Below are 12,137 nucleotides of genomic sequence, written 5' to 3'. Positions count from 1 at the left end.
GTCCATCAAGTATCTGGGCAGGATCGGCGAGCAGGTCGCAGCTCGGCTAGGAGGCGGCGATCGCCTCCGCAGCAGCGGGCGCTTTCGCCCGCGAGGGATCGGGTCGGCCGCCGGAGAGGCTGCGGAACCGCCGCAGCCGGAGGCTGTTGCCCACAACGAAGACACTCGAGAATGCCATCGCCGCTCCCGCGATCATAGGGTTCAAGAGGCCGAGCGCCGCGAGCGGCAGCGCCGCCACGTTGTAGGCGAAGGCCCAGAACAGGTTGACCTTGATCGTGCCGAGCGTCGCGCGCGACAGGCGGATGGCGTCGGCCGCGCTGCGCAGGTCGCCGCGCACCAGGGTGATGTCGGATGCCTCGATCGCGGCATCCGTCCCCGTTCCCATCGCGAGGCCCAGGTCGGCCTGTGCGAGAGCCGCGGCGTCGTTCACGCCGTCGCCGACCATGGCGACGACGCGCCCCTCGGACTGCAGCTGGGTGATGACGGCGACCTTGTCGTGCGGCAGCACCTCGGCGATCACGCGCTCGATACCGACCTCGTCGGCGATCGCACGGGCCGCTGCGGCGTTGTCGCCGGTGAGCAGCACCGGGGTGAGCCGGAGTGCCCGCAGCTGGGCGACCGCCTCGGCGCTCGTCGGCTTGACCTGGTCGGCGACCACGAAGAGGCCTCGCACCTCTCCGTCCCACGCCGCCAGCACCGCGGTGCGTCCCAGCCCTTCGGCCGACGCCTTCGCGGTGGCGAGCTCCGTGGGCAGGGCCAGCGCCCAGTCCGCCAGCAGCGACGCGCGTCCGACGAGCACGGCGTGCCCCTCGACGACGCCCGACACGCCCTTGCCCGGAACGTTCTGGAACGACTCGACCGAGGGGAGCGGTCCGGTCTCGTCGGCGGCGCCGCGTGAGATCGCCTGCGCGATGGGGTGCTCGGAGGCGTGCTCCAGCGCTCCGGCGAGACGCAGCAGCTCGGTACGGGCGCCGGCTGCGGCATCCGACGTCACGGTACCGCGCGCGACCACGACGTCGAGGAGGGTCATGCGACCGGTCGTGACGGTGCCCGTCTTGTCGAGCACGACGGTGTCGACGGTGCGCGTCGACTCGAGCACCTCGGGACCCTTGATCAGGATGCCGAGCTGCGCGCCGCGGCCGGTGCCGACGAGCAGCGCGGTCGGGGTGGCGAGGCCCAGGGCGCACGGGCACGCGATGATCAGCACGGCGACGGCCGCGGTGAACGCCATCGACGCGGAGGCGCCGGTGAGCAGCCACCCCGCGAGCGTCGCCAGCGCGATGAGCAGGACGATGGGCACGAAGATGCCCGAGATCCGGTCCGCGAGGCGCTGCACCTGGGCCTTGCCCGACTGCGCGTGCTCGACGAGGCGCGCCATCTGGGCCAGCTGGGTGTCGTCGCCCACGCGCGTCGCGCGCACCACGAGGCGCCCGCCCACGTTGACCGTGGCGCCGACGACGGCGTCACCCGGGGCGACCTCGACGGGCACGGACTCGCCCGTCACCATCGAGGCGTCGACGGCCGACGTGCCCGAGGCCACGACGCCGTCGGTCGCGATCTTCTCGCCCGGCCGCACGACGAACTCGTCGCCGACGTGCAGGTCGGCGACGGGCACACGGACCTCGTCACCCGTCGGCCGCAGCACCGCCACGTCCTTGGCGCCGATCTCGAGGAGGGCGCGGAGGGCCGCGCCGGCGCGGCGCTTGGACCGCTGCTCGAAGTACCGGCCGGCGAGCACGAACGTGGTGACCCCGGCGGCCACCTCGAGGTAGATGTCGCCGGCCCCGTCGCTGGGGGTCACCGACCACTCGAACGCGTGCGTCATGCCGGGCATGCCGGCGTGGCCGAGGAACAGGGCGTAGAGCGACCAGAGGAACGCGGCCGAGACGCCCAGTGAGATGAGCGTGTCCATCGTGGCGGCGCCGTGGCGGAGGTTGATCCACGCGGCCCGGTGGAACGGCCAGGCGCCCCACACGACGACGGGGGCGGCGAGCGCCAGCGACGCCCACTGCCAGTAGGTGAACTGCAGCGCCGGGATCATCGCGAGCAGGATCACCGGTGCCGACAGCACGATCGACCCGATGAGGCGCTGGCGCAGGCTCGTCAGCTCGGGATCGGCCACGTCGGGCGCGGGCTCGGCGGCGGGCGGGGCCGGAAGGGCGGCGGTGTACCCGGTCTTCACGACCTCATCGATGAGTGCCTGCGGGTCCAGTCCCGCCGGTACGCTCACGAACGCCTTCTCGGTGGCGTAGTTGACGGATGCCTCGACCCCGTCCAGCCGGTTGAGCCGCTTCTCGATCCGTGCGGCGCACGACGCGCACGTCATCCCGCCGATCTCGAGTTCGACCCGGGCGGGAGTCGAGGCCGCGGCCATCAGGCCCGGACCGCGCTGTAGCCGGCCTCGTCGACGGCGGCGATGACGGCGTCGTCGGCGAGCTCCGTCGAGGCGACGATCGTGAGGGTGCCGGAGGCGGCGCTCACCTGGACGTCTTCGACGCCCGCGAGCTTGGACACCTCGCCGCGCACGGACGCCTCGCAGTGCCCGCAGCTCATTCCCGTCACCTTGTACTGGGCCTCAGCCATCTCTTCTCCTCGTGTTGTCGGGGTGGGATACCCCTGTGGGGTACCTCGATGACCAGTGTATACCGGCAAGGGGTATGCGGGCCTGGTTCGGACGGGATCGCGCAGACGCGGGGCCGCGCGAGGCGGACCCGCGATGATCCGTCCACAGGCGAGGCGTCTGCCGGAGGCGTGGAATTGCCCGCCGATCACGGATTTCAAGCTGTTACAGATCGTTAACGAAAGGCAACATTGCAGGAGCCCGGCGGCGATTAGGTTTAGTGCACTGGGTCGGCGCCCGAGCCGTTCCCGTTTGCCATTACACAGCAAGGAGCAACATGAGCGTCTTCACCCGCTCGCGCACGTCCACCGTCCTCGGTGGCATCGCGCTCATCGGCGCCAGCGCCCTCGTCCTCGCCGGCTGCGCCGGTGGCGGCGACGGCGGCGACGAGCCCACCGAGAGTGCGGGGCCCGTCGACGAGCTGAGCCTGAAGCTCGGCACGGCTCTGCCGCAGACCGGCAACCTGGCGTTCCTCGGCCCGCCCGAGGAGGCCGGCGTGGCCTACGCCATGTCGCAGATCAACGACGCGACCGCCGACACCGGACTCGACCTCGACGTCGTCTTCGGCGACTCGGGCGATACCGACAACAAGGCGTACGAGACCGAGATCCCCCGCCTGCTCGGCGAGGACGTCTCGGCCATCATCGGCGCCGCGTCGTCGAGCACGTCGCTGCAGTTCATCGACCAGGTCACCGGCGCCGGCGTCATCCAGTTCTCGCCGGCGAACACGTCCGACGCGTTCACGACCTACGACGACAACGGTCTGTACTTCCGCACCGCTCCGTCGGACGTCCTCCAGGGCGAGGTGCTCGGCAACCTCATCGCCGAAGACGGGCACCAGACGCTCGGCATGATCGTGCTGAACGACTCGTACGGCACGGGCCTGGCCAAGTACGTCACCGAGGCGTTCGAGGCCGCCGGCGGCGAGGTCGTCGCGGCTCCCACCTACAACACGGGTGACACGAGCTTCGACGCGCAGATCTCCGAGGTCCTCGCGGCCGACCCGGACGCGATCGCCCTGATCACGTTCGAAGAGGTCAAGACGATCCTCCCCAGCCTGTTCGGGCAGTACCCCGCCGAGGACCTCTACTTCGTCGACGGCAACCTGGCCAACTTCGGCGACCAGTTCCCGGCAGGTTCGCTGACGGGAGCCAAGGGCACGTTCCCGGGTCTGTCGCTCGACGCGATCACGGACTTCACCGACGCGCTCCAGACCTTCAACACCGATGAGGGCAACGAGCCGCTGACGGAGTTCACCTACGCAGCCGAGTCGTACGACGCGACGATCCTGCTCGCGCTGGCAGCGCTCGCCGCGGGCACGACCGACGGAACCGCGATGGCCGAGAAGCTCATCGAGGTCTCGGGCGGCTCGGGCGACGGCGAGAAGTGCGACACGTACGCCGACTGCGCCGCGATCATCGTCGGTGGCGGCACGGCCGACTACGACGGCATCTCGGGCCCGATCACGTTCGACGAGGTCGGCGACCCGACCGAGGCGTCGATCGGCATCTACCAGTTCGGCGACGACAACACGTACGCGGCCTACGAAGGCTGATCGTCTCCTGACGCGAACGGCCCCGGGTCCTCGGACCCGGGGCCGTTCCGCGTCGTGGGCGGCTGACGAGGCCGCCGCCAGCAGCACAGATGAGGTTTCACACTCAAAAGCGATGGGGGACGGATGCCGCGGCATCCGTCCCCCATCGTCGAAGGGTGTGTTCGCTAGGTGCCCAGCGTGCCCAGGTACAGCTCGGTGACCTTGGGGTCGTTCAGCAGCTGGCGGCCGGATCCCGTGTAGGCGTCGCGGCCCTGGTCGAGCACGTAGCCGCGGTCGCAGATCTGCAGGCAGCGCCGTGCGTTCTGCTCCACCATGATGCAGGTGACGCCCGCCTTGTTGATCTCGGAGACGCGGATGAATGCCTCGTCCTGCCGGACGGGGGAGAGGCCCGCCGACGGCTCATCGAGCAACAGCACCTTGGGATCCATCATGAGCGCGCGGCTCATCGCCACCATCTGGCGCTCGCCGCCCGAGAGCGATCCGGCGCGCTGCTTGAGCCGCTTGCCGAGCTCGGAGAAGATCCCCGTGACGAACTCGAGCCGCTCCTTGTAGGCGCTCGGGCGCTGATAGAGCCCCATCTGCAGGTTCTCTTCGATGGTGAGGCTCGGGAACACGTTGTTGTTCTGCGGGATGAAGCCGACGCCGCGCGCGACGAGCTTGTTGGCGCGCAGGCCGGTGATGTCGTCGCCCTCCAGGGTGATCGTGCCGCTGCGCACGTTCACCTGCCCGAAGATCGCCTTCAGCAGAGTCGACTTGCCGGCGCCGTTCGGGCCGATGATGCCGATCAGCTCGCCTTCATGGGCGACGAGGCTGCAGCCGTTGAGGATGTTCACCCCGGGCAGGTAGCCGGCGTGGACATCTTCGACGACGACGACGGGTGTGCCCGTCGCGGTGGGAGCGGTCATCGGCCGTCCTCCTCTTCTTCTGCTTCTTCCTCCGCGACGCCCGCGTCGACGAGTGCGGCGGCATCCGCCGCGGCAGATGCCGAGGCATCCGTCGTCGGATCGGCCTCGACGATGTCGATGCGGCCGGTCACGACGCCCAGATCGAGCTCCTGGTGGGCGCCGAGGTAGGCGTCGATCACGGCGGGGTTGTTCATGACCGTGGTGGGGTCGCCCTCGGCGACGATCTTGCCCTCGGCCATGACGATGACCCAGTCGGCGATGTGGCGCACCATGTTCATGTCGTGCTCGACGAACAGGACCGTCATGCCGAGGTCCTTGAGGTCGAGGATGTGGTCGAGCAGGGACTGCGTGAGTGCCGGGTTGACCCCGGCCATCGGCTCGTCGAGCATGACCAACGTCGGCTCGGTCATGAGCGACCGTGCCATCTCGAGCAGCTTGCGCTGGCCGCCCGACAGGCTGGCGGCGAAGTCGTCGGCTTTCGCGTCGAGCTTGAACTTCTCGAGCAGCACCATCGCGCGGTCTTCGAACTCGGCATCCTGCGATCGCCACAGGGCGGGGATCAGGCTGCCCCAGAACTTCTCGCCGCGTTGATTCTTCGCGCCGAGCTTCATGTTCTCCATCACCGTCAGCAGGCCCAGGGCCTTGGTGAGCTGGAACGTCCGGACCAGGCCCATGCGCGCCACCTTGTAGGCGGGTACGCCCGACAGTGACTTTCCGTCGAAGGTCCAGGTGCCATGATCCGGGCGATCGAAGCCGGTGAGCAGGTTGAACAGCGTCGTCTTGCCGGCGCCGTTGGGCCCGATGAGCGCGGTGATGGCGTTGCGCGGGATCTCGAGGTGCTCGACGTCGACCGCGTTGACGCCGCCGAAGGAACGGCGCACGTCGTCGGCGATGATGATCGGGTCGACCTTCGGGACGCCGGGTACCGCGTCGCCGACGTGAAGCCCGGTGGTCTTCGGCCGGGCGACCGGCGCGGCGCCGGTGACCGGGGCGCTTTCACTTGACAAAGGTCAGCTCCTTCTTGTTGCCCAGGAGTCCCTGAGGCATGAAGATCACGAGCAGCATGAGCGCGACGCCGACGAGGATGAAGCGCAGTGTGCCCGCCTGGATCTGCGACAGACCGAACAGCCAGCCGGCTTCGGCCATCGCCGGCAGGACATTCGAGAGGAATGTCTGGAGCGCCCAGAAGATCAGTGAGCCCAGCAGCGGACCGAACACGGTCGCGGCTCCACCGAGGAGGAGCGCCGTCCAGACGAAGAAGGTCAGCGACGTGACGTACACGCCCGGGCTGACCGCGGACGGCAGTGCGTAGACGATGCCACCGGCCGCCGCGAGGACACCGCCGAGGACGAGAGCCTGCATCTTGTACGAGAAGACGTTCTTGCCGAGCGAGCGCACGGCGTCCTCGTCCTCGCGGATGCCCTTGAGCGTGCGCCCCCATGGGCTGCGCATCAGCATCCACACGACGAGCACCGCGATGCCGATCGTGATGATGCCCATGATGCGCACCCACCACCCGGTCTCGTTGTAGACCCACGGGCCGAAACCGTACTCGCCGCGCGGGATGGGGTTCGACGCCCGGAAGCTGGTGTGGTAGCCGCTGAGCCCGTCTGCCGAGCCGGTCACGTCGTCGAACGCGGTCGTGAGGAACAGCAGCCGCAGCACCTCGGCCGCGGCGATCGTCACGATCGCGAGGTAGTCGCCGCGAAGACGAAGGGTCGGGATGCCGAGGATCAGCGCGAAGATCGCTGCCGCCCCGAGCCCGATCAGGGCGCCCGCCCACCAGGGGAGGCCGAACGACAGGATCGAGATCGCGTAGCCGTAGGCGCCCATGGCCATGAAGCCCGCGATGCCCATGTTGATCAGGCCGGCGTAGCCGAAGTGCACCGCGAGTCCGAGAGCCGCCAGGGCGTAGCCCATCGTCGCCGGGCTGAGGATCGACGACAGCGTGTTGGAGAGTATCTGCAACCAGTCCATGAGTGTGTCCCTAACCAATCCGCTCGCGTCGGCCCAGGATCCCCTGTGGTCGGAAGAGCAGGATGACGATGAGGATGAACAAAGCGCTGGCGTACTTGAGGTCGGCCGGGATCCACAGGCTCGACACCTCCACCAGGATTCCGACGATCAGCGCACCGACGAGGGCGCCGTATGCGGTGCCGAGTCCGCCGAGGACGACCGCGGCGAACATGAGCAGCAGGATCTGCGCGCCCATGTCCCACTTGATGCCGGGACGGTAGTAGGCGTAGAGGATGCCGGCGAGGCCTGCGAGGGCGCCCGCGACGATCCACACGACGCGCACGACGGCGTCGACGTCGATGCCGGATGCCGCAGCCAGCGAGGCGTTGTCGGAGATGGCGCGCGTCGCCTTGCCCGTCCGCGAGCGGGTGAGCCACAGCGCGAACGCGACGATGACCACGATCGAGATCGCCAGCGAGATCATGTCGATGACGCTCATCTGGACGGAGCCGAACAGCGAGATCTTGGACTCCGACGAACCCGGGAGCTGGAGCGTGCCACCGCCGATGAACAGCTGGAAGGTGTAGCGCAGCGCGAGCGAGAGGCCGATGCTGACGATCATCAGCTGCACGACGCCGACCCGGCGCCGGCGCAGCGGCCGCCAGAGGATGACGTCGAGGAACAGCCCGAAGAGGGCGCTGAGCACGACCGCGACCGGATAGCCGAGCCACCACGGCAGCGCGAGGCTCGCGGGCCCGACGAGCATGAACGCGGCGATGGCGCCGAAGGTCACCATCTCGCCGTGTGCGAAGTTCGAGATGCCCGTGGTGCCGAACACCAGCGAGAGGCCGATCGCGGCGAGCGCGAGCATCAGGCCGAAGCTGAGGCCCTGGATGACGCGCTGAACGAGCTGGTCGAAGAAGCTCGTGACGTTGCGCTCGCCTTCGCCGATGAAGAAGTTGACGCTCACGCGCCCGCCCGGCCCCACCTCGGCCTCTTTGACGTTCGGGGTGTCGTCTTCGGGATCGACGACGGCGATGCCCTCGGGGAGGGTGTCTTCGTCGAGCGTCACGACGTAGGTCTCGCCCCGCTCGGGGACGCCCACCCGCCATTGGCCGTTCTCGTCGGTCTCGACCTCTTGCAGGCCGCCGGGGCCGTCGACGGTGAGCGTCACGCCCTCGAGGGGCTCGCCGTCGAGCTGTACGTTGCCGCTGATCCGATAGGGATCGTCTTCAGCGGCCAGAGCGGGTGTCGCAGTGGCGAACAGTCCCAGTGCCACGAGAAACAGAGCGAAGAGAGCGGCTGCCACACGCGCTCGGACGCGTCTCGGGATAGCAGTCGTAGGACCCACAGAACCTCCAGTTCGGCACCACGCGGACACCGAAGCTCGGGTCGCATCGGCCGTGATGACGACGCTACGACTGTAATGTGTCGTCGCTGTTTCGCCTACGGTGCGATGTGGATAAGTGACCCGATCGCAACCGGACGGCGCTCGGCGGCTCGCGCGCTCGCGCGTGCCGTTTACTGCGGGAACAAACGGCCCCGCCCGACGCTTAGAATCGAGTACGGAGCGTCACGAGCGCACCGGCCGTCGCCGTCCACCCCCGAGAGCACGCGCGCGCCGCGCGAGGAGACCCCATGGAGCACAACGACCCCTTCGGCTTCGTCGGACTGACCTACGACGATGTGCTGCTGCTGCCCGGCCACACCGACGTGATCCCCAGCGAGGCCGACACGTCGTCCCGCGTGACGCGACGCATCACCGTCGCGACGCCGCTCATCTCGAGCGCGATGGACACGGTGACCGAGTCGCGCATGGCGATCGCCATCGCCCGCGAAGGCGGTCTCGGCATCATCCACCGCAACCTCTCGATCCAGGACCAGGCCTCGATGGTCGACCGCGTCAAGCGCAGCGAGTCCGGGATGATCACCGACCCCATCACGACCACTCCCGACGCGACGATCGAAGAGGTCGACTCCCTCTGCTCGCAGTACCGCATCTCGGGCCTGCCCGTCATCGACGACGACAACCGCCTCGTCGGCATCGTGACCAACCGCGACATGCGCTTCGTCTCGGGCTTCGAGCGCCAGACGACCAAGGTGCGCGACGTGATGACGACCGAGGGGCTCGTCACCGGCCGCGTCGGCATCAGCGCGGGTGAGGTCATCGCCCTTTTCGCCCAGCACCGGGTCGAGAAGCTGCCGCTCATCGACGAGGACGGCACCCTCGCGGGCCTCATCACGATCAAGGACTTCGACAAGAGCGAGAAGTACCCGCTCGCCACCAAGGACGAGCAGGGCCGCCTCCGCGTCGGCGCGGCGATCGGCTTCTTCGGCGACGCCTGGCAGCGCGCCGAGGCGCTCCGCGACGCCGGTGTCGACGTGCTCGTCGTCGACACCGCCAACGGCCAGTCCGCCGGCGTCATCGACATCGTCCGCCGCCTCAAGGCCGACGCCAGCTTCGACCACATCGACGTCATCGGCGGCAACGTCGCGACCCGCGAGGGCGCACAGGCGCTCATCGACGCGGGCGTCGACGCCGTCAAGGTGGGCGTCGGGCCAGGCTCGATCTGCACCACCCGCGTCGTCGCCGGCGTGGGCGTGCCGCAGGTGACGGCGGTGTACGAGGCGTACCTGGCCGCCCGCGAAGCGGGGGTGCCCGTGATCGCCGACGGCGGCCTGCAGTACTCGGGCGACATCGCCAAGGCGCTCGTCGCCGGTGCCGACACCGTCATGCTCGGCTCGCTCCTCGCCGGCACCGACGAGTCGCCGGGCGAGATCGTCTTCCAGGGCGGCAAGCAGTTCAAGCAGTACCGCGGCATGGGCTCGCTCGGCGCGCTCCAGACGCGCGGCAAGAAGACGTCCTACTCGAAGGACCGCTACTTCCAGGCCGACGTCCCCAGCGACGACAAGCTCATCCCCGAGGGCATCGAGGGACAGGTCGCGTACCGCGGTCCCGTGTCGGCCGTCGCGTACCAGCTCGTCGGCGGCCTGCGCCAGTCGATGTTCTACGTCGGCGCCCGCACGATCGACGAACTCAAGGCCAAGGGCAAGTTCGTGCGCATCACCGCGGCCGGGCTCAAGGAGTCGCACCCGCACGACGTCCAGATCGTCGTCGAGGCGCCCAACTACAAGAAGTAGCCCTCCGTCGGGCCCTGTGAGCGGATGCCGCGGCCCGGCGTCAGCGGATCCGGAACGCCTCGGCTGCTCGGGCGGTGTCGTCGGTCGCGAGGTCGGCGAGCACCGAGCCGACCGCCGGTGTGAATTTGAAGCCGTGACCCGAGAAGCCCGCGCCGACGACGATGCGACCGCGGCGATCGAGCACGAAGTCCTCGGAATCCGTCGAGGTGTACGTGCAGCTGATCGGCTCGGCCGACTCGGGGTCGAGTCCGGGGAACCACTCGGCGACGTAGTCGTGCAGTGCCGCAGCGAGCGCGGGCACCGGCCGGGACGTCCGGCGGTCGGGGTCCACGACCGGTCCGACGTGGTGGAAGCCCACCTTCACGCCCTCGCCCGGCGTGGGCATCCCGTACGTCGGGCCCGGGTAGGTCCCGCGCGAGACGAGATGGTTGAACGAGGGCCAGCGGGCGTCTGCGGAGATCGGGGCGAAATGCGCGGGGCTCTCTTCGGTCACCGTCAGCCGGGGGAGCGGGAACGACGCGGGCACGATGCCGGGGGTCCAGGCGCCCGACGTGACCACCGCCGTCTCGGCCACGACGTCGTAGCGGCGCTCGCCGTCGTCGACCGTGAGCGCGACGCCGTCGCCGCGCTCTTCGAGGGCGACGACGCGGTGGCTGTAGCGGATGTCGGCACCGTGGCTGCGCGCGCCGTGCTCGAGCGCATCCAGGGCCGCCGCGGCCCGCACCACGCCTGCGTCCGGGGTGAACAGCACGTCGCCGTCGAACCGCATCCCGCTCCAGCGGCGTGCGGCATCGACCGGCTCGAGGATCTCGGCGCGCTCGCCGCGCGCGACGAGCGCCTCGTGCACCTCGGCGACCACGGCGTCGTCGCCGTGGGTCAGCAGACCGTGCAGCCGCAGCAGCGGCTCACCGGTCGTGCGAGAGAGCTCGTCCCACTCGGCGCGCGCGAGGGCGAGCAGGTCCAGGTAGTGCGCGGCCGCGTAGGCGTTGTTGAAGTTGCGTGTCGCGCCGTGCGATGCGCCGTGCGTGTGGCCGCGCTCGAACCGTTCGAGGGTCAGCACCCGGTGCCCGCGCCGGGCGAGCTGCCAGGTCGTGGCGAGTCCCATCGCACCGGCGCCGACGACGACATGCGGAACGTGCTCGGTCACGGGTCGGTCCTCCACGGATCTGGGGCGCCGGCCGACGGCGCCCACGCGGAGCCCGTCGCAGGCGTGGGCTGCGGCATCCGTCGTCCATCCTCGCGCAGCGCGCGTGAACGATCGGCAGGGAGTCGGAGTATGACGGCCGGCATCCCCATCGGCGTGGCCGTGTGTCGCTACCCTGGCGCCATGATCAGGCAGCGGCAGCATCCTGCGGCGACACAGCGCACCACGCGCCTCGAGGCGTTCACCGACGGCGTGTTCGCGATCGCGGCGACGCTCCTGGTGCTCGACCTCACGTCGAACTCGCTGGGCGAGGTCGATTCCGACACTCAGATGTGGGCCGCCCTGGGCGGCATGTACGAGCTGTTCATCAACTTCGCGATCAGCTTCGCGCTGCTGTGCCTCCTCTGGATGGTCCATGTGCGGCAGTTCGAGCACATCGCGCGGGTCGACTCCGTGATGCTCTGGCTCAACAACGGGCGCCTGCTGTTCATCGTGCTCGTGCCGTTCGCGACGCGGCTGATGACCGAGTACGAGGCGTACTACGCTGGTCGCCTCGCGATGCCGGTCACGTTCTTCCTTGCGATCCTCTTCAGCTGGGTGCAGTGGCAGTGGGCGGTCCGCCATCGTGAGGTCATGCTGCCCGACATGAGCGCCGCGGATGCCGCTGCCTATGGGCGCGGCTCGCTCAGCGCGGTGGTGATCGGCGGGCTGGTCGTCGTCGCGTCGCCGTGGATCGGGTCGGCCGCGTTCCTGCTGTTCCTGCTCGACGGGCCGTTCACCCGGCTGCTGCGCGGCAAGGGCGACTGAGCGGGCGGA

The 12,137-nt window shown here is 69.4% G+C and carries 10 protein-coding genes; 3 read left to right on the top strand and 7 right to left on the bottom strand.

The window, feature by feature from the left end; translation table 11 throughout:
- Positions 1 to 46 precede the first annotated feature (46 nt).
- A complete protein-coding gene (locus MRBLMI12_RS21620) occupies positions 47 to 2,374 on the bottom strand; it encodes a heavy metal translocating P-type ATPase (protein WP_363358218.1) in 2,328 nt (775 codons plus the stop codon).
- Positions 2,374 to 2,583, bottom strand: coding sequence for a heavy-metal-associated domain-containing protein (locus tag MRBLMI12_RS21615; protein WP_349426474.1), 210 nt, complete (start codon positions 2,581 to 2,583; stop codon positions 2,374 to 2,376). Before MRBLMI12_RS21615 ends, MRBLMI12_RS21620 begins: the two co-directional genes overlap by 1 nt.
- 314 nt (positions 2,584 to 2,897) lie before the next feature.
- Here MRBLMI12_RS21615 and MRBLMI12_RS21610 point away from each other — a divergent pair, with 314 nt between their 5' ends.
- Positions 2,898 to 4,175 (top strand): ABC transporter substrate-binding protein, encoded by a 1,278-nt coding sequence (locus MRBLMI12_RS21610; RefSeq protein WP_349426475.1) that lies wholly within the window; start codon positions 2,898 to 2,900, stop codon positions 4,173 to 4,175.
- Positions 4,176 to 4,339: 164 nt separating this feature from the next.
- Here the strand turns inward: MRBLMI12_RS21610 and MRBLMI12_RS21605 are convergent, their stop codons facing one another.
- From MRBLMI12_RS21605 to MRBLMI12_RS21590, 4 genes are read right to left on the bottom strand one after another with little or no spacing between them, the layout of a single operon-like run.
- Positions 4,340 to 5,080 carry an ABC transporter ATP-binding protein gene (locus tag MRBLMI12_RS21605; RefSeq protein WP_331912077.1) on the bottom strand — a complete coding sequence of 247 codons (741 nt, stop codon included), beginning with the start codon at positions 5,078 to 5,080 and terminating at the stop codon, positions 4,340 to 4,342.
- Positions 5,077 to 6,087 (bottom strand): ABC transporter ATP-binding protein, encoded by a 1,011-nt coding sequence (locus MRBLMI12_RS21600; protein WP_349426476.1) that lies wholly within the window; start codon positions 6,085 to 6,087, stop codon positions 5,077 to 5,079. Before MRBLMI12_RS21600 ends, MRBLMI12_RS21605 begins: the two co-directional genes overlap by 4 nt.
- Entirely contained in the window at positions 6,077 to 7,057 is a 981-nt protein-coding gene (locus tag MRBLMI12_RS21595; protein ID WP_349426477.1) for a branched-chain amino acid ABC transporter permease, read from the bottom strand. Before MRBLMI12_RS21595 ends, MRBLMI12_RS21600 begins: the two co-directional genes overlap by 11 nt.
- Positions 7,058 to 7,067: 10 nt before the next feature.
- Positions 7,068 to 8,345: a branched-chain amino acid ABC transporter permease gene (locus tag MRBLMI12_RS21590; RefSeq protein WP_414686239.1), complete on the bottom strand. Its 1,278-nt coding sequence runs from the start codon at positions 8,343 to 8,345 to the stop codon at positions 7,068 to 7,070.
- Positions 8,346 to 8,674: 329 nt separating this feature from the next.
- Here MRBLMI12_RS21590 and guaB point away from each other — a divergent pair, with 329 nt between their 5' ends.
- Positions 8,675 to 10,177: an IMP dehydrogenase gene (gene guaB / locus MRBLMI12_RS21585; RefSeq protein ID WP_349426478.1), complete on the top strand. Its 1,503-nt coding sequence runs from the start codon at positions 8,675 to 8,677 to the stop codon at positions 10,175 to 10,177.
- A 40-nt stretch (positions 10,178 to 10,217) separates the two neighbouring features.
- On the opposite strand, the gene MRBLMI12_RS21580 is transcribed toward guaB, so the two are convergent.
- Positions 10,218 to 11,324: an FAD-dependent oxidoreductase gene (locus MRBLMI12_RS21580; RefSeq protein ID WP_363358217.1), complete on the bottom strand. Its 1,107-nt coding sequence runs from the start codon at positions 11,322 to 11,324 to the stop codon at positions 10,218 to 10,220.
- Between the two features lie 180 nt (positions 11,325 to 11,504).
- Here MRBLMI12_RS21580 and MRBLMI12_RS21575 point away from each other — a divergent pair, with 180 nt between their 5' ends.
- On the top strand, positions 11,505 to 12,128 hold the full coding sequence (locus MRBLMI12_RS21575; protein WP_349426480.1) for a TMEM175 family protein: 624 nt from the start codon (positions 11,505 to 11,507) through the stop codon (positions 12,126 to 12,128).
- Positions 12,129 to 12,137: the final 9 nt, after the last annotated feature.

The sequence above is a fragment of the Microbacterium sp. LMI12-1-1.1 genome (assembly GCF_040676455.1).
Classification (GTDB): domain Bacteria; phylum Actinomycetota; class Actinomycetes; order Actinomycetales; family Microbacteriaceae; genus Microbacterium.
The sequence above is the reverse complement of the archived record's forward strand: the minus strand, read 5'-3'. Positions and strand labels throughout refer to the sequence as shown.

What these genes read in the sequence shown, in the direction of transcription:
- guaB (WP_349426478.1), top strand. Translation starts at nt 8,675, where the DNA reads ATGGAGCACAACGACCCCTTCGGCTTCGTCGGACTGACCTACGACGAT.
- MRBLMI12_RS21595 (WP_349426477.1), bottom strand. Translation starts at nt 7,057, where the DNA reads ATGGACTGGTTGCAGATACTCTCCAACACGCTGTCGTCGATCCTCAGC.
- MRBLMI12_RS21605 (WP_331912077.1), bottom strand. Translation starts at nt 5,080, where the DNA reads ATGACCGCTCCCACCGCGACGGGCACACCCGTCGTCGTCGTCGAAGAT.
- MRBLMI12_RS21610 (WP_349426475.1), top strand. Translation starts at nt 2,898, where the DNA reads ATGAGCGTCTTCACCCGCTCGCGCACGTCCACCGTCCTCGGTGGCATC.
- MRBLMI12_RS21615 (WP_349426474.1), bottom strand. Translation starts at nt 2,583, where the DNA reads ATGGCTGAGGCCCAGTACAAGGTGACGGGAATGAGCTGCGGGCACTGC.
- MRBLMI12_RS21575 (WP_349426480.1), top strand. Translation starts at nt 11,505, where the DNA reads ATGATCAGGCAGCGGCAGCATCCTGCGGCGACACAGCGCACCACGCGC.
- MRBLMI12_RS21620 (WP_363358218.1), bottom strand. Translation starts at nt 2,374, where the DNA reads ATGGCCGCGGCCTCGACTCCCGCCCGGGTCGAACTCGAGATCGGCGGG.